Genomic DNA, 24,704 nt, shown 5'->3' with positions numbered 1-24,704 from the left:
TGTCTTTTTTATCGGCGCGTGATTAACTGACTATATGCTTTACCACTTAGCTTTACTGTTCGTACTTGTGTATCGTAATCAACATGAACAATTCCGAAGCGTTTTGAATAACCTTCTGCCCACTCGAAATTATCCATTAAGCTCCATGCAAAGTAGCCAGCTACATCAACACCTTGTAATATGGCATCATTCACTGCATTTAAATGGGCATTATAATAGTCGATACGATCTTGATCGTTCACCTCTCCATTCTCCATTTTGTCCGCCATAGCAGCTCCATTCTCTGTAATATAAATTGGCGGCAAATCATATTTTTGATGCAAGGAGTCTAATAATTCGGTCAATGCAGATGGGTAAATTTCCCAACCAATATCTGTCATCGGCGCTTGGTGAGGCAGTTCATGGTAATAATCTGTATCACTTGCTTCATAACGCAGTCTGGTATAAAAATTTACGCCTAAGAAATCTAAAGGTTGGCAAATAATCTCCATGTCGCCATCTAGAATGTCAGGTCTGTGAGCGGGTGGCAACTGCTCTATGATGTCAGGGTAAGCTCCTTGCATTATAGGTTTCATATACCATTGGTTTATGTAGTCATCAGCAAAAGATGTTGCAGCTAAATCGGCTTCGCTAGACGATACAGGATAACAAGGAGTAAAGTTAAGTACGATACCGTTAAGTGACTCTGGGCTATTTTTATTTAGTACTTTCATAGCTAAGCCATGTGCAAGCAGTAAGTGGTGAGCAGCTTTACGTCCAAATTCTCGGCCTTTGATCCCAGGGGCATGAACACCAATTTCATAGCCTAAATAAGAGCTGCAGAAAGGTTCATTCAACGTTGCATATGAATATACTTTTCCAGATAGCTCTTTACTAACTAGATCAACATAACGAGCAAACTCATACGCTGTTTCACGATTTAACCAGCCTCCCTTATCTTCTAAGTGCTGTGGCAAATCCCAATGGTATAAGGTAACAAATGCTTTGATATTCCGACGCATTAATTCGTCTAAAATATTAATGTAAAAGTTAATACCTTCTTGATTTAAGGTACCGTCTAACTTTATGACTCTTGGCCAAGAAATTGATAGGCGATAGGCATCTACACCTAAAGAGTCGATTAGCTCAATATCGTCTTTCCATTTTTTTACATGCTCACAGGCGAAATTACCGTTTGAGTTATCAGCTATTTTTCCTGGGGTCGCACAGAAAGTATCCCAAATACAAGGGAGGCGCTTATCAGCAGCTCCTTCTATTTGAAACGAAGCCGTTGCAACGCCATAGATAAAATCTTTGCTAAGCATTGTTGAGTTTTTTGGTAACGTGAGCTGAGTCATGTAAAGAAACCTTTGATAAACAAATGCAAGTAAATCTTGCAGCTAAATTTAAGTTGTTATGGTAGCGCTTCCATCTTTATGCATATTGCATGATTTGAAAGTTGTTGTGTTGTTTATGGTAGCGCTTCCATATTTAGGTTAGAGGCTATTGTCCAAACGGTCAACCGTTTATTTTGTTTAGCCTGAAAACAACCTAGGTAAGTCATTTTAATATTTAATAATTAATGAGTTAGTGTTAGGCTTTTTTTTAGTTATAGTGACAAATTAAGAGCTGAAAGTTGAGTGGTTAGATTATTTTCTCAGTTGAGTCATGGTTTTTACTTTTTAGCATTTTTACGCTAAGTGTTTTTAGTTATCACTAACCCTTGACGCCTAAAATCCTCATTAAGAGAGGCCTAATTCAGTTTGTAATTACTGTAAAGCGAGCGCTTAAAAGCGGCTTTACAGTAAATTTTATTATGCATATTTTAACAATAATTGTATCGGCTTTACTGTGGGCTTAGTCATTTATTCGACAGTACTTGTTAATAAACTCTTTATGAGTTGGCAATTGCGCTAACCGATGGGCAATTTGTTGTTTAATGCCTTGCATAAAGCGACCTAACTCTTGGTCATTCATTAAAGAAGCAACATAATGATATTGTTTTGGTTTAACACCTTGCCCAAGCATGACTTGAACCCAAGAGTCGACACGGAAAATATCGCCATCATCTAAAAATACTCGGCCAGTTTCTTTAAATAATGCGATTTTATGAGCAAGTGACTCAGGAATTTCCATAGCTTGGCAATGACGCCAAAATTCACTGTCTTGCCTATCCGTAACTTTATAATGCAAAACAATAAAGTCACGAATACTTTCGAGCTCTGACTTCAATTGCTTATTATATTCATCGATAGCTTGTTGTGTTACACCAGCAAAAGGATACAGGCGCATAAACCGAATGATACCGGTCATAATCAAGTGGATACTTGTTGATTCAAGAGGTTCTAAAAAGCCACTGGCAAGACCTAGCGCTAAACAGTTTTTGTTCCACCCTTTACGCCTACGACCAGTTTTAAATTTAATGATTTTTGGTTCGGTTAAGGTGTCTCCAATAAGGCTATCTAATAGTAATTTAGTTGCATCATGGTCATTTAAATAGCGGCTGCAATAAACTAAGCCATTGCCAACTCTGTTTTGCAAAGGAATTTGCCATTGCCATCCTGATTGATGCGCAATAGAACGCGTGTAAGGGAGAGGGTCTGATGTTCCTTTTGTTTGTACCGCAACGGCACTGTCGCAAGGTAATAAATGAGACCAATCTTCAAACCCTGTATGTAAGGCTTGCTCGATAAGTATGCCTTTGAAACCAGTGCAATCAATAAAAAAATCACCCGCTATTTCAGTGTTATTATCCAGCGATAAGCTTTTAATAAAGCCATTATCAGAATGTTTATTTACCCGTTCAATTTTACCTTCTATACGTTTTACACCGAGGTTTTCTGAAAATGCTCTTAAAAATGTAGCATAGCGACTGGCATCCATATGAAATGCGTAATTAATTGGGTTTTGAGGGCTAATCCCAAATTTACCTTGCTTAGCTGCCTGTAGTTCATAGCAGTAATCTGCGAAATCATCGGTATTGCCCATTTTTTGCCAATGCAACCAAAAATGGTGGAACTCTCCAGCCCAACATTCTTTACCTGTCATACCGAAAGAGTGAATGTAATCACTGTTTGGCTGATGCCAATTCTCAAAGCTAATTCCCAGTTTGAATGTTGCTTGTGTGGCCCTCATAAATTCTTGTTCATCGATACCTAGCAATTTATGAAAGGTACGAATAGGTGGAATTGTTGCCTCTCCAACACCGACAGTGCCGATATCATCTGATTCAATTAAGCAGATTTTAATATCTTTATTTAGTAATTTAGCTAACGCGGCAGCTGTCATCCAGCCTGCGGTACCACCGCCAGCTATGACTACTTGTTTAATTTGTTGTTGTCTCATTTTGCCACCTTACTCCCTTTGTAATTGTTCTAATAACAGTCGATTAGTGGGTAGTTTTTGTAAGTATTGCGCAATCTTCTTGCGATTGAGTTGGTAGAGTTTTTGTGCCATCTGATATGTATGGTTATCAAGCTTTTTTGCTTGCTTGGTTTTGAAGCCCATGCCATAAAGCACGTATTGATAACTCGCAGAAGAAAAAATTTCTTCATTTTCTATAAAGTCAAATCGGCTGGGAGCTTGATATTGCCATAGTTTTAGCAAGCTCTGTAATTCACTTGGGATACTTTTAGGGTGGTGGTTATCGGACCAATAGCTACTATCATCGCGACTACTCAATACATAATGTAGCTTTAGAAAATTGATGACTTGCTTCCAGCGGTACCTAAAACGTTTATTAAAACGTTTTCTCAACAACTGCATGTGTACTTGGTCTACAGGCATTTGTTCACTTAGCATGCTAATACTTAATTCAACCATTGCTAACGCCGAAGCTTCTAGTGGCTCTATAAATCCTTGCGACATTCCTATTGCAACACAGTTTTTATGCCAGAATACTTCTCTGTAACCAGGTGTAAAGCGTAATGTTCTTGTTTCAATATTGTTAGCTTGTTGAATGCCAACAGATTGTGCAGCATAACTTTTTAGTGTTTCAACAGCAGTTTCAACGTCACAATATTTTTCACTAAATGTATAGCCAATACCGCGTCTAGTAGGTAATCCTATATCCCAAATCCAGCCAGCGGATTGTGCGGTGGATAAAGTCGCTGATGCAATATCTTGAGAAGGGCTTTCGTAAGGCAAGTGCGCTGCCACAGCAGTATTATTAAAAAGAATGTGACTTTGATCTAAAAATGGGATCTGGTAGTGCTTGGCTATTAACAGTCCTTGACTACCAGAGCAATCAATAAACAAATCACCGTTAATCACACCATTATTCTGTGTAGTGACACTTTCAATGTAGCCTTGAGCATTATTATTGGCGTGGAGGACATTATCGAGAATGCGTTTTACATTGAGTGTGTTTACACAATGTTTTGTGAGAAATTGTGCGAATTTATGGGCATCTAGGTGATAACCGTAATTTGTAACACCCGCATATTCAGGTGTATTCAGTTGTTTAGGCGCAAGGGTAGCTTGACAAACAAAGCTTTGCACGTTCATTGCATCGGCGTATTTTTGTTCAGAAAACAACTGCTGCCATGCTGCATGAACATCATACTCATTGTAGCCTTCAGGAACCATGAAAGGGTGATAATAGTTATCTGCCTGTTCTTTTCCCCGCCAGTTTATGAATTTTGAACCTTGCTTAAAAGAGGCATCACATTGCTGTAAAAAGTCAGTTTCTTTTATGCCAATTCGTTGCAATGTATGTCGCATCGATGGCCACGTCCCTTCACCGACACCGGAAATACCGATATCAGCAGATTCAATTAAAGTGATACTTTTATCTGGGTGTTCTTTGGATAGTAACCCAGCTGTAAGCCAACCAGCAGCTCCACCGCCAATGATCACAATATTATTAATTTTTTTGCTCATATGCTTACTTTAAATGTTAAAGCCGCTTCAATTAAGCGGCTTTATACCTATTCGCAATAATTGTTCATCTTTTAGGAAGTAAACTTATCGTAATTAGTCTACAAAAGAGACTCATTTTAACTAATTTAACAGTACTTTTGCCTTCTTACGAAATCGTTTCTAGCCCCAGTTGTTCACTCAAATATGCGAATAGGCATTTGGCTGTATATACAAAACGTAATATACATTTTCTACAGTAATAGGTTAGAAGTTATAACGTACACCTAAATTGTAGCGAGCCCCATTTTTGTCTAAATTCCATAACTGCGCTTTATATCGACCATGTTGACGGTTGTCTTGCTCAGTAATGTTAATTCCCTCTAAGAAGAAAGACAGTTGTTCACTGTAGTTATAAGCCACATTAAAATCGATTTGATAATATTCTTCAGTAAATGCGGGCTCATTTACATAACGTGCAGCATTATTTAAGAATTTATCACGCCAGTTATAGGCTATACGAGCTTGAAATTTATCATTCTCATACATTGCAATGAAGTTCGCAGTATCACTCAAACCAACTAATGCAAATTGCGTTGTTGTTGGGTCTGCTGCGACATTGAAGTCAACATCACCATTTACAATCGTATAGTTTGCCTGAAAACCAAAACCTGAATCACCAAAGAAATGCTGTATTGCAAGTTCATAACCATCTATCTTGGCGTCTTTGTTATTGGTAGGGACTTGAGCTGTAAAGTCCATTAACGGGTCATCGCTATTAGGTAAAATATCGTATGCGGCTTCAAACTCTTCATAAGACATTGAATCAAAAGCGACCCCATTTTCCATTGCAGCAACCATTTGGAATAGGTTTGAATCAGTGACAGCTAGACCTCTTGCTTCAAGTTCAGCTTTTGCTGCTTGTGCGCGAGGACCTGCAGATACATCTCGTAAGCCATAGTAATTTTGAGTCATAGGTGTTAAGCCTATGAAGTTATCAACTTTTTTATTGTAATAACCAACAGAAACATAGCTAACATCGCTGTAATACCACTCGGCTGAAACATCGATATTATCTGATTCAAGCGGCACTAAGCCTGGGTTACCAGTCGACGCAGGTGCATTGGTTGTACCTGGAATTAAACTAGGTCCAGTAGGCACTCCCACTGTCGCAGCAGAGCTTAAATTATCATAAGTAGGTCGTGCGATTGTTGTGCTATATGAGGCTCGAATTTTCACATCTTCAACTACGTTAATATCAAAATCTACGCTAGGTAAGAAGTGGTCATAATCAGAGCTTAGAGAATAATCTTGCTTATCAGTACCATATCGCACATTAAAGTCGTTGTTACCTTCCCAAGCAACCGCATTTGGTAAATCAATATTTGCTGTTGATGTGATATCAGTCGTTTCGTATCGAGCACCAACTAAGAGGTTAAATGGCATATCGCCAATCTCACCTTGATGTTTATATTGTACGAAGACGGCTTGGATATCTTCTTTTATTGTACGATTTGTTGCAAAGGCGCCGTCAGCGGCAAAATTAAAGCCGTACTGGCTTGCTGCCCAATAACCAATTTCAGATGCACTACCTGTGAATCCTTGATCAAACGAACCTGAGGTATTGTAGCCATCTAGTTCACTTAAGAAGTTTGTAGGATCAAGGTAACCGTCTGGTAACTCTCCAGGGTTTTCAATCCCCCAGTTACCCATCGTATTACGTGTAAGAGATTGTAATGAATGACTTTCCATTGAACGTGATTCAATACCAAAATCAATCACGCCTGATTCGATTTCATATTTACCGAGCAAACGAAATTCATCAACGGTTGATTCTTGGCGTGCGAAGTTAGAGTCAAGAATAGAAGTACCTACATCATCTTGGTCTAATACACCATTACAGTTTAAATTAGCACGGCTGCAATCATCAAAATCAATCACCATTGATGGTAATTTGCGGCTAAAGTCAACTTCTTGAGAGGCAACAACATTTGCACCTAATCCTGCATTTACCCAACTGCCGTAAGGCGCATCAGGTTCACTCGTTGCCTTTGAGCTGTGCGCATCAAATACAAAACTAAGTCGATCATTAACAAAGTATTCAAGGTTTAAACCAATAGAGTCATTTTTATTAAGCTGATTTAGCTCTTGTAAAGCTAAACCGAGATCTCGTGTCGATAAATCTCTGCGCTCTTCTTTATAGTAAATTGGAGTTTTAACTGCATTATCATCAAAAATTAAATGCGTTTTATAGTTATCCATCCAGATAGATTGCTCAGCTCGCGACTCAAAGAGTTCTTGTTGTGAGTATGTATAATCAAGAGTTGCTGTTAATGATTCAACAGGGCTGTATTGCAACGTCAATTGCGCATTTGTACGTGTTCTTTCACGATCCGCAATTGTATATCGAAGGTCTGAGGGCATTGAATAATACTGTCCCATAGCAGGTGCGTTTTCGATAACAATATCATCTGCAGATTGAGGGATCGTGCCGTCGTAAGCTGTTGTTCGCCACTCGTTTACAAAAGCTCCGGCAGCCGAACTATCTCTTTTTTGAACGCTTGCAGTAAGCGAAACCCCAAACTTAGCTTCTTCGTCTGTCCAACTAAAAATGCCTGAAATTTCGGGTGTAATATCATCACCTACACGATTTGTTGTGTCGTGCATCGCCTTAACACCAATATTCGTGATCAAACCTGGATTGTCTAAAGGACGAGCAGTATTGATATTGATTGTGGCACCAATACCGCCTGATGCGATATTTGCTTTTCCTGTTTTATATACTTCAACAGATTTAACACTTTCTGATGCCAGATTAGCAAAATCATAGGCACGAGAGTTTGGTGAGCCCCCGCCAGCAGGAAGTGAGGCGGCAGGCATGGTACGCCCGTTTAGGGTTACCATATTATAATCTGGACCAAAACCACGTACTGTAACTTTAGAGCCCTCACCATTACTGCGGTCTATCGATACACCTGTGATACGTTGTAAAGACTCTGCTAAGTTAGTATCAGGGAATTTACCAATATCTTCTGATGAAATCGCATCAACAACACCCGAAGAATAGCGTTTTAGTTGTGTTGATTCTTTGATACTACCTTTAAACCCTGTTACTTGAATTACTTCAATGTCGTCGTTGTGTTCAGACTGCTCAGCATAAGCTGATAAGCAGGTGCTAGCACCTAAAAGCAAAGATAAGCTGGAAGCTAACTTTGTTCTTTTAAAGTTATGGCTTGGCATCAGGTTTCCCTCGTTCTTTATCGTTGTTATTCATGCTATTAGAGCATGATATTGTTGTCGAAATTGATTATTTTTCAAATCTGGAAGCGCTACCATAAAGAGGTTGAAAACCGCCCTTATGAAAGCGCTTCCAGAAAAGAGTAGTGTGATTTGCAGTTTACGTCAACAGCTATATCAACAAATTGTTAAAAAAGTTGCGTGAAAATCGAACGGATATTGATTGTTATATTTAACGGGTGGTAGGGGATATTGATAATTTTAATGGGAGCCATATACAACTCCCATTAACTTAGTCATTTTTAATAAGCAGCCTATTCTCTAAAAAATGATAGTGAGACCGAGATAAATATGTAAACGGCCAGTATTTTACTTAGTTATGCTAAAGCTACCTTGCATTATTGCCGAATGTCCCGGGGATGCGCAGAAAAAGATATATTCTTCTTTTGTATTTATAAGCGACGTTTTGAAAGATATCGAGGTTGATTCACCTCCCCCTATAACTTTAGAAACAGCGATTGCTCTAGAGTCATTTGGCTTTACATAGTTATTCTCGAAGCCGGCTTCATAGCTATCATTTGTTAATCCAACTAAATCCTCTTTTTTTGAGATAACCAAATTATGTCCCATTAAAGTTGCTGGTAGCTTGCCAGAGTTTTTTAGCTTTATAGTAACGGAAGTACAACTAGCAGATACGTTTATTTCACTTTTAGAAAAGTGCATTTCGTTTGTGGCTTCTATATTCACAATGCAATTATCTTGAGCCAAAGCAGGAAAAATAAAGCTTGCAAAGAAAAGACCTAATAAGGTGCTGCGGATAGACATTGAGCCTCCAGTTAAATGTTAAGTTATTTAGGTTTGAACTTATCAAGTAACGCTTTAACTCTCTAACGAGTAAATTAAATCTAATCAATTGATAAAACAGATGATTTAAAGCTATTTTTAAAAATTAAATGCTCAATAAAAGTTGGTTTCACATTATGAAACTATAAGTCAGTAAGGTAATTCATTAAATAACAAGTGCTTAGCTTTTAATAAGCCATATAATTCACCAAAGACGGCGCGTGTCTTAATTTGTTTCCTCACTACTCTATGCTTTGCTGGATCAAGGTCGCTCTAGATATGAATGTAAGGCGAGGCTTGGGGGGAGGAGTAGCGTGCTACTCCTTTTTTAAATTTAGGTATTAGAGAAAGTTCGCAAAACATACATCGTCAATAAATCATAAAAATAGCATTTGTCTCATACTTTTTGATTTTATTTAATATTCAGATATTATTCAGTTTCATCAAAAGGAAATTGAATGAAACACATATTACTCATCATCACTGGGGCTAGTCCTCAAGTACTTACAGAAACCTTGTTTGCTATCCATAAGCAAGGCAAAAGTCTGCCAAACGAAATATATGTAATCACTACTCAAAGTGCCAAACCTTTGCTGGTAGATGGGCTATTCAACCAAGGCTATTTTCAACAGTTATTAGTAGACTACAAATTACCAGAGATTGAGTTTTCTGAGAAAAATATTTGGCTTATTGAAGATCAAAACGGTCAACCTGTTTTTGATGCTAGTACTGAGGTTGATCAGGTCTATATGGCAGATTTTATAACCCGTAAGGTAGATGAGTTAACCAAACTTGAGAATACAGCAATACATGCATCAATTGCAGGTGGACGTAAAACAATGGCGTTTTACTTAGGATATGCCATGTCTCTCTTTGGGCGTGAGCAAGACACTCTAAGTCATGTATTTGTAGATGAGAGCTTTGAATTTCTAAAAGACTTTTGGTATCCGACTCCCCATTCAAAGTTGGTAAAAAATAAAGCAGGGAAATCGGTCGATTGCAAAAATGCCAATATTACTTTAACGAGCATACCTTATGTTCGCATGCGTAACCTAATTGATAACTCTGTGCTTACCAGTATCAAAAATGTATCTTTCAGTAAAACAGTAGCAAGTCTTAATACAGTCAACTCAAAAGTAATTTCATTAGTTATAAACCCTTCTGCTAAGCAGTTAACATTCGCGGGGATTGATATAAGCTTAACGGCAAAAGAAATGGCATGTTACTTATGGTTACTTGATCAGTATGAACTCAATGTTGATCGTTATTTTGAAGATACAACAAGTTATTCAGAGGCTTATTTAACTCATTTTTCTAGGCTAGGTACTGACTTACGAGTATTTCGTGATACATTTGGAATCGAGCCGGAAGATTTTAAAATTAATAACTTAACTGGCTTAAAGCCAATGGAAAAAACGTTTGTTCAGCAAACGCGAAGCAGAATTAATAAAAAAATTAATGATGCCTTGCCTATTGAGTTAGCAGAAAAGTTGTTAATTGATTCAACCACCGTAGACGGTGGGACTATCTATCAAGTTAATGCACTAAATGGCAAAGTAAAAATAGAATTGGTATAGCATTTTACAAGCTTGTAAAAGTATAAAAATAGTACAAGCAAGTAGTATGAAAAAGGAATTAGCAACAATGAAACACTCAATGAACTTTGAGCATATCAAACAACGATGGCCTGAATTACACCAACTTGCAGCATTTGCTGAAGAGTATGCTATCAGCGATCCTCAAAGCTCATTGGTAAAATTGCGTTGCTTTGCAGAGAAAGTTGTTGGCTTTTTATATGAAGAGTTATGCCTGCCTGTTTTACCAAATTCTAATATATTCGATAAACTCACTGCCGATGACTTTACAAGCGTAGTGCCAAGACAAATTACGGATAAACTCCATGCAATTCGTAAAAGTGGTAATCAAGCTGCCCATCAAGGTAGAGTAGATCAACAGCAAGCTATATGGATATTAAAAGAAAGCTATTTTATTGCCTCTTATTTGTTTATGGCTTATGCAAGAGGGTCTCAACAAGAGTGTCCAGAGTTTAAAGTACCTGAACAAGTTCAACCAAGTAATCAAAGCGATGCTGAGTTTGCTAAAAAGAACAAACAGCTTACAAAGCAATTAGCCGAGAACCAAGCTCGTTTAAAGCGTGCTCTCGATGAGCTTGAAGCTGCAGAGCTTGCACAAAAATTAGCACAACAGCAAGCTGCAAAGCTAAAGCAAGCGATCAATCAAGAAAAACTAAAACAAGTACAAAATCTTAATAAGCAAATAGTTAGTTCTAGCTTTGATTTTAACGAGGACGAAACACGTAAACGAATTATTGATTTAGATCTTCGTAATGCAGGCTGGCATGTTGCACTTGATGATGAATCAACAGAAGAAGTTGGCAAAGAAGTAAAAGTGAGTGAGCAACCAACACCAACAGGTATTGGTTATGTCGATTACGTTTTATGGGATAACGATGGTCAACCTCTTGCTGTTATTGAAGCAAAACGATCTCGTGAAAATATTGAAAAGGGTCGTCAACAAGCGACTCTCTACGCTGATGCTTTAGAAAAGCAATATGGCCAGCGCCCCGTTATTTTTTACTCGAATGGTTGGGACATCAAAATCCTCGATGATGCACAAGGTTATAATAGTCGAGGCTTATATGGTTATTATTCAAAAGATTCTCTGCAATACTTACTTAAGCAACGCACTCTAAAAAAAGACCTAAATCAAACGCCAATAGATACAAACGTTGCGGGTCGTTTGTATCAAATGGAAACAATCACCCGCGTGTGTGAGCGTTTTAGTGATAAGCACCGCAAAGCACTTATAGTTCAAGCAACGGGAACAGGTAAAACCCGCGTATCTATTGCTCTTGCTAAACGTTTGCTCGATGCTGGCTGGGCAAAACGGGTATTATTTTTATGTGATCGTAAAGAGTTACGTAAACAAGCAGGCAACGCATTTACTGAATTTACTAATGAACCAGTCCACATTGTTGGTAAAAGTGCTAAAAGCAGTGCTGGTAGTGCACGTGTATTTATCGCTACCTATCCGGGTATGCTTCGCATAATGAACAAGTATGATGTGGGTTTTTTTGACCTGATTGTCGCTGATGAATCACACCGCTCAATTTACAATATTTATGGTGATATTTTTAAATACTTTGATGCGCTTGAAGTCGGTTTAACCGCTACACCTGTTGAAATGGTATCGCGTTCAACCTGTGATTTATTTGGTTGTGATTACAAACTACCAACCGCTAACTATCCCCTTGAGGATGCTATAGAGCAAGGGAACTTAGTACCTTACAAAATTGTAAGTTACACCACACAGTTTTTACGCGAAGGCATTAAAAAAGACAACCTCACCGACGAGCAAATAGCACAATTAGAAGATCAAGGTATAGACCCTAACGAGCTTGACTTCGATGCAAAGCAAATAGACGAAGCCGTTAAAAATAAAGATACCAATAGATTAATACTGCGTAATTTAATGGAAAAAGGTCTACGTGACAAAGACGGACAGCTACCAGGTAAAACAATTATATTTGCCCGTAACATAGCTCATGCAGAACTTTTAGCACTATTGTTTAGCGAGCTTTACCCACAACATGGTGCTAACTTTTGCCGCGTTATTCATTCAAAATATGAACGTGCCGAAGAACTAATAGACGATTTTAAATCGAGTGACGAAAATAGTGTTCGTATCGCTGTGTCGGTAGATATGCTTGATACTGGCATTGATGTTCCTGAGTGTGTCAATCTTGTGTTCGCTAAGCCAATAAAATCAAAAGTGAAATTTTGGCAAATGATTGGTCGAGGCACACGCTTATGTGAGCACTTATATGGCCCAGGTAAGCATAAAACACACTTCTTAATATTTGATCATTGGGCAAACTTTGAATATTTTGACGAAAACCCAGAAGAAGAAGACGTTAAACAAGCTAAATCACTGTTGCATAAACTGTTTGAAACGCGCATAAACCTCGCACAAACAGCGCTTAAAAAAGCCAATATGGATGTGTTTGATCAAACTATATCGTTACTTCACCAAGATATTAATTCTTTACCAATGGAATCAATATCAGTGCGCGATAATTGGCAAGTAGTAGAAACCTATAAAGACCTAAAACGCCTAAATCAATTTACACCAAATACAGTCAGTGATTTACTTGAAAAAGTTGCACCACTAATGCAATGGCGCAATATTATGGGGCAAAGTGAAGCCTATAAACTTGATTGCGAAATAACTGTTATTCAAACATTATTATTAACTGATACAAGTCAAATTGATCTAGCAAAGCAAAATGTTATGGCTAAAGTTGAGTCGCTACAAATGCACTTAAACGAAGTACGTGCAAAAGCACCAGCAATAGCAGAGATCCAAACAGATCAATATTGGCAATATTTAACACATAAAGCACTTGAACAAAGCCGTGTTGATCTACGTAGTATTATACATTTACGAAATAAAAGCGTGACGCCGCCAACAAGCGACTTTGTGCTTGATATAAAAGAAGATTCAAATCAAATACACGAAACCGACAGGCTCACAAAAATAGTCTCTATTGATTATCAGATATACCGCCAAGAAGTAGAAAAAACCCTTGCACCACTATTTGAAACAGATGCTGTATTGAAAAAAATTCGTGTAGGAGAGCCCGTATCAGAGGCCGATCTTGCTCAGTTAAGTTCACTAGTTCACACGCAAAACCCCAGTGTTGACCTGAATACACTGAAAGAATTTTTCCCTGACTCAACAGCGAGCCTAGACAAAATACTGCGTACCATAGTGGGTATGGATAAACAGGCAATTGAGCAAAGCTTTACAGAATTTGTGCAACAAACCCATACGCACATGAATGCCAAACAGCAGCGCTTTATTGGCATGTTAAAAAATCACCTTGTTCGCTATGGCAGTATTAATATTGAGCAGCTTTACGATGCGCCATTTACTCAAGTTCATGATATGGGGCTCGATGGTGTATTTAGTGAACAACAAGCCGACATAATTGAGCAATTTATTGCGCAATTTAATGTACCATTGGGCACCAAAATTAATGCAGTAGAAAAGCAATTACAGCCTTAAGCCTATTTTCAAACTGCGCAGCAACATATAAAAGCATTAGGAATTGAATATTAATGATCACAGGTCAACTTAAAAGCAAAATAGATAAACTTTGGGAAGAATTTTGGACCGGTGGGATTACTAACCCGTTAACGGTAGTTGAGCAAATCACCTTTTTAATGTACGCCCGTATGCTTGATATGAGCGAGCAAGCTGACGAAAAACGCAGTGCCCGTACTAATAAACCATTTACCCGCCGTTTTAATGATGACGAGCAACACTTACGTTGGCAAAACTTTCGCCATTTAGGGGCCGAGGAGCTTTATAAATTAGTAAAAGATGAGCTATTCCCGTACTTTTCAAAAGCTGGCGATAACGAGTCAACCGAAGGTGCAATTTTTAACGAGTTTATGAAAAACGCGCAACTGATGATCCAAAAACAAAGTTTACTTGTTAAAGCAGTTGAAATGGTCAACGACTTGCCACTTGAAAACTCAGACACCAAAGGCGACTTATACGAATATCTATTAAGTAAGTTAACCACGGCTGGCATTAACGGCCAGTTTAGAACACCGCGCCATATTATTCGTGCAATGGTCGAAATGATGGATCCAAGTATTACTAGCCGCATTTGTGACCCATCAACAGGTACCGGCGGCTTTTTAACTAACGCTTACGAATACCTGCTAGAAAAATACACCTCAGCTGAAGGGATTGAACGCGAGCCTTTATACGATACAGACGGCAATCCATTACTTGATAGCAACGGCAAACCGTTAGAAAACCTGTTGTACTCAGGCGATCTAATCGACCCAGAGCAGCGTACACACATAGATACCGACATGTTCCACGGCTTTGACTTTGACGCCACTATGTTACGTGTAGCCGCCATGAACCTCGTGATGCATGGCATTAAACAGCCCGACATACATTACCAAGATACCCTAAGCCAAAGTTTTGCTGAGCGCTTTCCAAACGAGGCAAAAGAAGGCATGGACATTATCCTTGCCAATCCGCCATTTAAAGGCAGCTTAGACGAAGAAGACGTATGCCCTGAGGTACTTCGTAAAGTAAAAACCAAAAAAACCGAGTTGCTGTTTGTCGCCTTAATTGAGCGCATGTTACGTGTGGGTGGTCGCTCAGCCACTATCGTCCCTGACGGTGTATTATTCGGCTCATCAAAAGCACACCAGCAATTGCGACAATTGTTAGTCGATAACAACCAGCTTGAAGCGGTTATTTCACTGCCAAGCGGTGTATTTAAACCGTATGCAGGTGTGTCAACGGCGATTTTGATTTTCACAAAAGGCGGTACTACCGACCATGTATGGTTTTATGACGTGCAATCTGATGGCTTTTCGTTAGATGATAAACGCACACCGATTAAAGACAATGACTTGCCAGATTTGGTTGCCCAGTTTAAAGCCCGTGATAAAGCCATTGCTGAAACAGACGCTAATGATAAAACCCAAAAAGCGTTTTGGGTAAGCAAAGAAGACATCACCTCAAATAAATATGACCTTTCCATCAACCGTTATAAAGAAGTGGTTTACGAAGAAGAGCAATATGAACCACCAAAAGAAATCTTGGGCAAGTTAGTATCTTTAGAAAATGAAATTCTAAATGACTTAAAACAACTTGAGGAGATGTTGTAATGACGAAAGTTGATTTTAAGTCATTTACCGCTGATGACGTGCAGGAAGCACTAATGTCGTGGGCGCATGGAAGCGCAGGAACGACTCTAAAAGAGCTGGAGGAGATGCTGTGAGCTTCTTCACTAACTCAGCAGGTTGGCCTCTTGTACCTCTAAAAGAAGTTGCGACTCTTAAAAGAGGGTATGACCTCCCAACAAAGAACAGGGTTGAAGGCGATGTTCCAATATACGCTGCAAATGGACAAAATGGTTTTCATAATGAAGTGAAAATTCAAGCTCCCGGAGTCATTACTGGTCGTTCAGGAACTATCGGAAAGGTTCATTATACTGAAGAGGACTACTGGCCTCTCAATACAGCATTGTATGTCACTGATTTTCATGGTAACTATCCTAAGTGGGTATATTACATGCTCCAAGCTTTTAAACTTGAAAGGTTTGTCGAAGGAGCTGGAGTTCCGACATTAAATAGGAATTTGGTTCACGACGAGCTAATCCCACTTCCACCACTCGAAGAACAAAAACGCATCGCCGCGATTTTAGATAAAGCCGACAGTGTGCGCCGCAAACGCCAACAAGCCATCGACCTCGCCGACGACTTCCTCCGCAGCGTCTTCCTAGATATGTTCGGAGCTGATTTACAGCGTAGTATTAATGTAACTAAATTTGGTGATGTATCCATTCTGGATGCAAAGATGGTAGACCCACGTGAAGAAGAATATTTGGATCTATTGCATATTGGACCTGATCGTATTGAAAAGGGCACTGGTAAACTATTACCAGCTTTAACAGCCAGAGAAGAGAAGTTAATTAGCAAGAAATTCTTATTTGATGAACAATATATTCTTTACTCTAAAATACGTCCCTATTTGAGAAAAGTTGCTCTGCCTGACTTTAGGGCAATGTGTTCCGCTGATATGTATCCAGTCAAACCAGTTCAAGGAAAGGTTACTCGTGAGTTTATTTGGATGATACTCCTGTCTGGTTATTTTGATAATTACGTATCTTCATTACCAGCAAGAGCAAATATTCCAAAGCTAAATAAAACAGAACTAGCTGGGTTTGAATTTTCATTGCCAGAGTTTTCCAAGATTGAAAAATTTTCTGAGATAGTCAAACACTGTTTTGAACGCTCTAAAACTATTTCGACTAGTTGTGATGAGTCAGAAAGTTTATTTAACTCCCTTAGCCAAAAAGCTTTTGCTGGCGAACTATAGCTCTTACTTTAAAACAAGAATAAGAAGGACGTTGATATGACAAATACACATAAACACTCACTTAATTTTGACAATGACACAACTTTCACCAGTAAACGTGTATCAAAACGACACACAGCCGCCTCTATCACCGAGTGCATTAATCACAAGCATGTGAAAATCAACTCGCATTAAAATTTTAGTAACCTATTTAGCAGTTTGGTTCTCTTAAATTTCTGCAATATGTAACTGCTAAATAGGTTATTTTCGGGATAAAAATTTAGTTAAGGATAAACAATGGATACAAAAATAATTTCTCAATGGACACTGTCAAATAAAGAAGCACAACAAAAAGGGTTGGATGCGTCGTTTGAGAACATGGTGGCGAATTTAGATACAACAATGCAAGAAGAAATTGCTGCGTTCATAAATGGCCAAACTAATAAAAAAAAGCCATTACTTAACGCTTTAAATTCATGTTTTTCGATCGTTGAGAGTGAATTCTACGCAAACCGTTGGGTAATTTTTGAAGGCGATATTTTCTTTGATAAGAATGCCAAAGGTTTTTGGATGCTTTGCGAAGATAAAATAAAAAATTTCAATAAAAATGGCAGTTTTAGTTCAGGGGAGCTTTATGCAGATGTTATTGAAATTATAAATTTAGAGCTTGAAGATGCGTTTAATGAATGGGATGTGCCAAGCTTATCAACTTTAAATTGCTTAACTAATTTATCTAATACACCTTTTAAAATTTCTAACGGTCGCTATAGCTTTTCTGACTATAATTTATATAAAAATGAAAATAAGGTGCAAGGATTTGATTGTGATAGCTCATACCTTAAAGATACTAACTCAGGTCATTGTTTACCATATTTACCTCAGAGAAATGTGGCTGAGAATGGCGGTAAAGGAGTGTTTATTAATGCTATATACAATGGCTTTGTTCCATTTAAACTCAAAGATAATGAATTGTATAAAGCTTTAATTGTTGCGCTAAATTACAACAATAAAGCGGCGGTTGAAAAGCTTAGAGATAAAACACAGATTTTAGAACAACTTATACAGAAAAATATAACTAACACATTGCTTTTAGATGACTTTATTCGTGCTGATATTGCCCCTTATCAAAAAAAAATACTAGAAGATACCGAGCTTGGTCATTGGTCTTTATGGACTGAGAAGCTTGAGAGTGATGGTGAGCAAGTTATTGACTTACCCATCCCTATGGTTGCACGAGATCCAAAATCGAGTATTAATGATGGTGTTGTGGCAATTGACTTTGGCACAAAAAGTACTGTTGTGGTGTATCAAAAAGATAATGTGAATATACATCCAATGCGTATTGGAACAGGGGATTTAAGCAAAGATATACAAGCTCATCATTATGAAAACCCAACAATTATGGAATTTAGAGACCTTGACACGTTTATTACTGCTTACAGTGAAAAAGCCAACAAGCCTTATACACGCTGGCAAGATTTAACCATTTCACATACAGCAAAAAATGCATTGGAAGGAACGGACTCTAGTAAATTCAATACCTTTTTAGATGAAATAAAACAGTGGGCAGGCGATAAAAACAGAAAACTAAAAGTAGTTGGTCAACAAGGTAAAGTGATTGACTTACCCCCGTTTTTAGAACTTACAGAGGATGACTTTAACCCGATTGAAATTTATGCCTACTATTTAGGTTTGTATATTAACAATTTAAATAACGGCATTTTTATGGATTACATTCTTTCATTTCCTGTGACTTACGAAATGCCAGTGCGCGATAAAATAATCGATAGCTTTGAAAGAGGCATTAAAAAATCTCTACCGAGTGAGCTCGGCGCTGATGCCATTGAGCAGTTAACAGTAACAAAAGGGGCAAGCGAACCTGCAGCTTACGCACTAACAGCATTTAAAGCTCATAACTTTGACCCTGTAGACGATGAGCGTATTTTTTATGGTGTATTTGACTTTGGTGGCGGTACCACTGACTTTGACTTTGGTATTTTTAGAGAGGCTCAAGGTGCCAAAGAGCGCCGTTTTGACTATGTGATAGAACATTTTGGCGCAGGAGGAGACAAATTTTTAGGAGGCGAAAATTTACTTGAGCTTTTGGCGTTTGAAGTATTTAAGAAAAATAAGGTTGCACTTTTAGAAGCCGGTATTCAATTTGAGAAACACCCTGAAAAAGATGCGTTTCCAGGAAGTGAGCAGTTATTAAGTTATTCACAAGAAGCCAAAAACAATACGAAGAAGCTGTGTATTGCGCTTCGCCCATTTTGGGAGGAGCATGAAGATTTCAGTATTGATTCATCAAGCACTTTAAATATTACGCTAACCGATAGCAGTGGCATTCAGCATTCAGCATTCAGCTTAGTTGTTGATGAAGAAGAGTTAAGGCAATTGCTTTCAGATCGCATTGAACGAGGGGTTGAAAACTTTTTTGATGCTTTGCGTTTGGCATTTAGCCACAGTGAAGCACAGCTTAATGATATAGATAATGTAAAAATATTTTTAGCTGGTAATTCAAGCCAATCAAGCTACGTGACATCATTATTTGAAAAGCATATTGCGCTGCAAGATGAAGAAATTGGAAGTAACGAGCAAAGTCATTTTGAATTATTTGCACCACTTGGTGCAGATAAAACGGATATTGAAAAACCAACGGGCAAAACGGGTGTTGCTTTTGGCCTAATTGAGTCACGAGAAGGCGGCAATATCAAAGTAATTGACCGTAATGTTAATGGTGAGGATATACGGTTTAAATACTATTTGGGAGAAAATAGGAAAGGTAAATTTAAACCAATTGTTGACCGCGAAAATAAGTTTAATGAATGGATAGAATTTATTGATGCGGGGTATCAAAAATTTGAACTTTATTACTCAGAACAACCTACTTCAAGTACGGGGAATGTACTTGTAGCAGATGACAGTATTAAAAAGAAGAGTGTTAAACTTGATTTAACCGATGATGAAGCAATGGTTTACATAAGAATTATATCACCTACTCAGATTGAGTACGTGATAGCAGATGAGCAGGATATTAAAAGTAACTCTTATCTAAATGAACCTCAAAGCCTAGACTTATAATATTTAAGGAATAATATGCTAGTACCCGCACTTATCCCTACGCTAATAACTGCATTTAGCAAATTAGCTGCAACCTTAGGCCCAATGATAGCTAGGACCGCACCTATAGTATTAAAAACAGTAGGTGAAAACTTACCTAAGGTGGTTCAAGTTATCGAGCAGTTGAGCATTGCATCTAGCGTCCTTAAACCGAATGAAAGTGTTAATGAGCTTGGCGCTAAAGCTATCTCTGCAGATAAAGCACCTGAGGACTTTAATCAAATTAATGATTATATCGATTACTTACGTAATGATGTAACAGAAGTAGCGCTTACTGATGAGCCAACAGATGTTTTAGCTTGTCAGGCAATAGGGAGTGCCATTTTACTGCAAGCCTTAAATACTGAATTAAGGACCGATATCTCTTTACCATTTTTAAATAAAGTAGCTGAGATAGGTGTAGGCTCGAAAGTGGTTTTCGAGATTGTTAAAGCGTATTCAGACAGTGGTCTAAATATAGAGCAAATAGAAGCTTACAGTGACGGGCAGTTATCATTGAATGAAACTAAACAACATAGTGATTGCTTGGTTAGTGCTTATAAAAATGCTGAACCAACAATGACTCAACAAGAAGCTGAACAAGCAGTAATGAAGGACTTTTAAAGTGGCACGGATAAAAAAATCGCTTGTTGAGCTTTTAAAAGCAAATAGTGTTGAGAGAAAAGTGCAAGTACCAGCAATCGAAAAGCCATTTGTATTAGCTGAGCATGAATTTTCACTTTATCACATAAAAGAAGTTACCTTTGATGAAGATCTACCTCGGAAAGAGGCGTTTGAGAATGTTTTAAATTCGTTAAATATTGAAGGCATTCTTTTTCTTTATTTACTTATTGGCGATGGAGAAAGTGTTAAGTTTTTATTTGGTATTGCAAAAGATAAACGTTACAAAGGGGATTTATCGCTTGATGTTGACGATATAGGCGAGAGTATTTTAAAGCCCTCTTTAGAGGGAAACTTTAGAGGAAGCATAGTTAAAAAGCTCGATAAATATGAACGAAAGCAAGTTAAAAGCGACGTTGATGCTTTTTCTAAAGTCTCAAAGCTTGAAGGTGTACCAAGTGTTCATGAAGATAACGAACAGTTTCAAGGTGTTGATCGATTGGTTGATATAATGAGTGGCGATAGATTCTGCTTGGCTGTTCTGGCTGACCCACTTTCATTGGCTGAAGTAAATGAACTTGAAGGACAGTTACATGAAATTTATGACAAACTATTGCCTTTGTCTAAAAAAAGTATTCAAGACGGAACAAATAAGGCTAAGACTGAAGGAGCCTCGGAAGGTTCTAGTACCACTAAAACAACCAGTACAAATGATGGTAAATCTATAACAACTAATACCGGTAAATCGGTTACTACAAACAAAGGGACCAATAACACTGAAGGCAGTAAACAGTCATCATCAGGTTTTTCTGAGAGCGACCACAATCGCCATATAAATGGTAATGAAAGTACGACTAAAGGTACTTCAGAATCAACGGCTACAGGCAGTAACCGAGGAACAAATACATCGGAGCAAACAGGTAGCTCATCTAGTGAATCTCGAGAGTTTTCCGATAAAACATTACAGGACTGGGTGAGTTATATTGATGAGGTATTATTAAAGCGTATTCAAATAGGCAAAAATAAAGGACTTTATTTGTCTAATATTTACTTATTATCTAACTCTGAGGCCAGTGTTTTAAAGTTAGGAAATACTGCAAAATCAATATTTTCGGGTGAAGAGGCAAATAAGTCACCTTTACAACTTAAAAAATTGACCGTTAAAAATGAAATTTCTACATTAAAGAATTTTCAATTGCCTGCATTGCAAGCAGCAAGCGCTGATGTTGCGAGAAGTGATAAAAATATTCATCAGTTAAATCTTTTGCTTTCTAAAAATCCTTTCAACCGATACTTATGTAATTGGCTCTCTACCAATGAATTGAGTGTTGTTGCTGGCTTACCTCAAAAAGAAGTCGTGGGGTTAACTTTAAAAGAAGAAGTTGAGTTTGGTTTGAATATGACGCAACAGGCCAGTGATGAAAACAAACTCTTTTTGGGTAACTTAGTTAAAAGTGGTTTAAAGCAAAGAACAGAGGTGAGTATAGATAAGCGTGACCTAGACAAACATACGTTTATAGCAGGTGTTACAGGCAGTGGTAAAACGACGACTTGCCACCGATTATTGCACTCAGCTCAAATGCCTTTTTTAGTTATTGAGCCAGCTAAAACAGAATACCGAGTACTAACAAAAAAAGATAACAGCATTTTAATTTTTACCTTGGGTAATGACAATGTTGCGCCTTTCAGGCTAAACCCTTTTGAGTTTTTCCCTCATGAAAATATTACCTCTAGAGTTGATATGATAAAGGCGAGCATAGAGTCGGCTTTTGACATGGAAGCCGCAATACCCCAACTAATAGAAGCTGCTATTTATCGGTGCTATGAAGCGAAAGGTTGGAATATCGCTAACTCTAAAAATAGCTATTATCAAAACCCATTTGCGCCTGGTGTGTATGCGTTTCCTACACTCGCAGAATTAATTGATATGACAGAGGTCGTTGTAAGTGAACAGGGCTTTGATGATAGATTAAAACAGGATTATGTAGGGTCAATAAAAGCCCGCTTACAAGGATTACTGATAGGTTCTAAAGGCCAAATGCTAAATACACCGCGGTCTATAAACTTTAGAGATTTAGCTAAACGCAATGTAATTTTAGAACTTGAAGAGATACGCAACCCAAGTGAAAAGTCTTTAATAATGGGATTTGTTTTAGCTAATCTAAATGAAGCTATACGTGCTAATCACGAAGAGTATCGTAAACGTGGTGAAAAGTTTAGACACATTACACTAATTGAAGAAGCGCATAGGCTATTATCTAAATTTGAGGCAGGGGATAGCTCAAATAAAAAACAGGGCGTTGAAACCTTCTCTGATATGTTGGCTGAAGTACGTAAGTATGGGGAGTCACTAATCATTGTTGATCAAATTCCAAATAAGCTAACGCCAGAAGTTTTAAAGAACACGAATACAAAAATTATTCATAAACTTTTTGCACAAGATGATAAAGAAGCCGTTGGGAACACTATGGCGTTATCTGACGAGCAAAAAGGCTTTTTATCTAACCTTGAGCCGGGACGCGTGATTTTATCTAGCTCGGGCACAACTAAACCTTTGCAAGTACAAATAAAAGAGTTTGTTAGCACAACAGAAGAAACAGATGTCGATCCCGATAATATTAGAAAAATAGCACTTCAATATTACGCAGATAATTACAAGTCAGGTTTAATAAAAGGTTTAGAACTATTAGAAAGCCCTCCTTCAGGTGAGGTAATTCAGGATATTCTTCAGGGGAATCCGCTATTAGCTTGGGTTGAAACATTAAAGAAACGAAAATCAAATAGCGCGCTACGTAACTACATTCAAAGTTATGGCGTTGAGTTTATGCACCAATATATTCTTGCCTCTTGTTATAAACCTCTTGCTGAGTCAAAAGAAAATATAAAAGAGCTAGATTTTAGAAGTAATTGTTTAGGCCATTACTTATCTGAGGTCAAGATAAACCCTGAAATAGCATTTACTTTAGAGCAGAAAAATGCGCTATCAACCAACAAGAGTATTAACGTTTAACTAAGGAAAAATTTATGGGATTTTTGAGTAGTGTGTTTAGCGTTGTTAGCAGTGCTTGTAATTTGATAAGTAGTGCAGCCTCACGTATTGGTAATAGCCTTGTAAAGTCAGCAACTAGTATTGCTAATTTGGGTGTTTCACTTGCGACTAAAGTGACAGAAGCAATTAGAAGTGTGGGTGTTTCGTTAGGTATTATTCGGCCAGAAGATAATCTCGAAGAGCTAGGTGAAAAGGCGATTCTAAGTGAAAAAAAACCAGAAGACTTTGACTCAATCAATGAATACATAAATCACCTAAACAATAATGTTCCCTTTGATAAGGATAAATTTGACAGATTAGATGAAAAAGAACTTTTAGCTCGTTCCTCTATAGGGGCTTCTATTACTTTAAAGGGAATTAACGAAAAATTAGATACCGTGGTAACGCCTGAGTTTATGGCTACGGTGGCTTCGCAAGAGCTTGAAACGAAAGAAATAGTTAGCACTATTAAAGCCTACAAAGAGAATGACTTAAAACTAGAAGATTATGATCTTTATTTAAATGATGAGCTTACTCTTGATGAAACAACAAAGCATAGTGGCGCTTTAGTAGAGGCATATCAAAAGTTAGAACCAGAGTTATCGATAGAAGAAATTGAAAATAAAGTAATGGGACTAAGTAATTAAATGACAGACTTTTACGTTGAAAATAAAAATTGCAAAATTAGAACGTGCAGAGTTATTAAAGGCGAATTAGAGGATATTCGGTTCTCGGGTGAATTATGGGTTGATAGTGCTGATTATTGGGAACAATTCAAACGTAAAGTTGAGTACATTGAGAATGAACGTTTAGCATTTATTATAGTTTCTGATGATGAGGCATTTGATGTTGATCCTGACATTTGTATTGCAGACGACTTTGCGACTGGGAAAAGTGAATTAAATAGGCTGTTGGCTCAAATAGATGCTATTTCTTCATTTATTAAACTTTACCCAAATTTATCTGAAATTCTCACTACAGCCTTAAGTGATAAGCCAGAAGCACTTGATGTAATGGAAGATGATAGCACCAGCGAAGCAAGAAGTACTGCGATAGAAGGCTGTTCAAATGGTTTACAGGCTCATTATCTTAAAAAGACTAATGAGCTTAAAAAGGAAGGTTAGTT

General features: G+C 37.8%; 14 protein-coding genes. 9 read left to right on the top strand and 5 right to left on the bottom strand.

Going from position 1 to position 24,704, the window contains the following annotated elements; translation table 11 throughout:
• Positions 1-8: 8 nt before the first annotated feature.
• The 5 genes from J3455_RS02925 to azu form a co-directional block, all read right to left on the bottom strand.
• Positions 9-1,337 (bottom strand): GH1 family beta-glucosidase, encoded by a 1,329-nt coding sequence (locus tag J3455_RS02925; RefSeq protein WP_349561018.1) that lies wholly within the window; start codon positions 1,335-1,337, stop codon positions 9-11.
• A 499-nt stretch (positions 1,338-1,836) separates the two neighbouring features.
• Positions 1,837-3,324 (bottom strand): tryptophan halogenase family protein, encoded by a 1,488-nt coding sequence (locus J3455_RS02920; RefSeq protein ID WP_349561017.1) that lies wholly within the window; start codon positions 3,322-3,324, stop codon positions 1,837-1,839.
• 9 nt (positions 3,325-3,333) lie between these two features.
• Positions 3,334-4,860 carry a tryptophan halogenase family protein gene (locus J3455_RS02915; protein WP_349561015.1) on the bottom strand — a complete coding sequence of 509 codons (1,527 nt, stop codon included), beginning with the start codon at positions 4,858-4,860 and terminating at the stop codon, positions 3,334-3,336.
• A gap of 243 nt (positions 4,861-5,103) precedes the next feature.
• Positions 5,104-8,076, bottom strand: coding sequence for a TonB-dependent receptor (locus J3455_RS02910; protein ID WP_349561014.1), 2,973 nt, complete (start codon positions 8,074-8,076; stop codon positions 5,104-5,106).
• A 366-nt stretch (positions 8,077-8,442) separates the two neighbouring features.
• Positions 8,443-8,898 carry an azurin gene (azu, locus tag J3455_RS02905; protein WP_256854002.1) on the bottom strand — a complete coding sequence of 152 codons (456 nt, stop codon included), beginning with the start codon at positions 8,896-8,898 and terminating at the stop codon, positions 8,443-8,445.
• A 476-nt stretch (positions 8,899-9,374) separates the two neighbouring features.
• On the opposite strand from azu, the gene csm6 reads away from it, so the two are divergent.
• From csm6 to J3455_RS02860, 9 genes are all read left to right on the top strand, one after another.
• Complete coding sequence (gene csm6, locus J3455_RS02900; RefSeq protein ID WP_349561013.1) at positions 9,375-10,493, top strand: CRISPR-associated ring nuclease Csm6; 1,119 nt, start codon at positions 9,375-9,377, stop codon at positions 10,491-10,493.
• Between the two features lie 46 nt (positions 10,494-10,539).
• On the top strand, positions 10,540-14,004 hold the full coding sequence (locus J3455_RS02895) for a type I restriction endonuclease subunit R (RefSeq protein WP_349561012.1): 3,465 nt from the start codon (positions 10,540-10,542) through the stop codon (positions 14,002-14,004).
• Positions 14,005-14,057: 53 nt separating this feature from the next.
• Positions 14,058-15,638: a type I restriction-modification system subunit M gene (locus J3455_RS02890; RefSeq protein ID WP_349561011.1), complete on the top strand. Its 1,581-nt coding sequence runs from the start codon at positions 14,058-14,060 to the stop codon at positions 15,636-15,638.
• A 109-nt stretch (positions 15,639-15,747) separates the two neighbouring features.
• Complete coding sequence (locus J3455_RS02885; protein ID WP_349561009.1) at positions 15,748-16,851, top strand: restriction endonuclease subunit S; 1,104 nt, start codon at positions 15,748-15,750, stop codon at positions 16,849-16,851.
• A gap of 276 nt (positions 16,852-17,127) precedes the next feature.
• A complete protein-coding gene (locus J3455_RS02880) occupies positions 17,128-19,911 on the top strand; it encodes a hypothetical protein (RefSeq protein ID WP_349561008.1) in 2,784 nt (927 codons plus the stop codon).
• 15 nt (positions 19,912-19,926) lie between these two features.
• Positions 19,927-20,553: a hypothetical protein gene (locus tag J3455_RS02875; protein ID WP_349561007.1), complete on the top strand. Its 627-nt coding sequence runs from the start codon at positions 19,927-19,929 to the stop codon at positions 20,551-20,553.
• 1 nt (position 20,554) lies between these two features.
• Positions 20,555-23,560, top strand: a complete 3,006-nt coding sequence (locus tag J3455_RS02870; protein WP_349561005.1) for an ATP-binding protein — start codon at positions 20,555-20,557, stop codon at positions 23,558-23,560.
• A gap of 14 nt (positions 23,561-23,574) precedes the next feature.
• Positions 23,575-24,225 carry a hypothetical protein gene (locus J3455_RS02865; protein ID WP_349561004.1) on the top strand — a complete coding sequence of 217 codons (651 nt, stop codon included), beginning with the start codon at positions 23,575-23,577 and terminating at the stop codon, positions 24,223-24,225.
• Positions 24,226-24,702, top strand: coding sequence for a hypothetical protein (locus J3455_RS02860; protein ID WP_349561003.1), 477 nt, complete (start codon positions 24,226-24,228; stop codon positions 24,700-24,702).
• Positions 24,703-24,704: the final 2 nt, after the last annotated feature.

The sequence above is a fragment of the Pseudoalteromonas sp. NFXS39 genome, from assembly GCF_040148775.1.
Taxonomy (GTDB): domain Bacteria; phylum Pseudomonadota; class Gammaproteobacteria; order Enterobacterales; family Alteromonadaceae; genus Pseudoalteromonas; species Pseudoalteromonas apostichopi.
This window is presented reverse-complemented; position numbering and strand designations above follow the sequence as displayed.

Coding starts and splice junctions, on each gene's coding strand:
- J3455_RS02925 (WP_349561018.1), bottom strand. CDS start 1,337: ATGACTCAGCTCACGTTACCAAAAAACTCAACAATGCTTAGCAAAGAT.
- J3455_RS02920 (WP_349561017.1), bottom strand. CDS start 3,324: ATGAGACAACAACAAATTAAACAAGTAGTCATAGCTGGCGGTGGTACC.
- J3455_RS02915 (WP_349561015.1), bottom strand. CDS start 4,860: ATGAGCAAAAAAATTAATAATATTGTGATCATTGGCGGTGGAGCTGCT.
- J3455_RS02910 (WP_349561014.1), bottom strand. CDS start 8,076: ATGCCAAGCCATAACTTTAAAAGAACAAAGTTAGCTTCCAGCTTATCT.
- azu (WP_256854002.1), bottom strand. CDS start 8,898: ATGTCTATCCGCAGCACCTTATTAGGTCTTTTCTTTGCAAGCTTTATT.
- csm6 (WP_349561013.1), top strand. CDS start 9,375: ATGAAACACATATTACTCATCATCACTGGGGCTAGTCCTCAAGTACTT.
- J3455_RS02895 (WP_349561012.1), top strand. CDS start 10,540: ATGAAAAAGGAATTAGCAACAATGAAACACTCAATGAACTTTGAGCAT.
- J3455_RS02890 (WP_349561011.1), top strand. CDS start 14,058: ATGATCACAGGTCAACTTAAAAGCAAAATAGATAAACTTTGGGAAGAA.
- J3455_RS02880 (WP_349561008.1), top strand. CDS start 17,128: ATGGATACAAAAATAATTTCTCAATGGACACTGTCAAATAAAGAAGCA.
- J3455_RS02875 (WP_349561007.1), top strand. CDS start 19,927: ATGCTAGTACCCGCACTTATCCCTACGCTAATAACTGCATTTAGCAAA.
- J3455_RS02865 (WP_349561004.1), top strand. CDS start 23,575: ATGGGATTTTTGAGTAGTGTGTTTAGCGTTGTTAGCAGTGCTTGTAAT.
- J3455_RS02860 (WP_349561003.1), top strand. CDS start 24,226: ATGACAGACTTTTACGTTGAAAATAAAAATTGCAAAATTAGAACGTGC.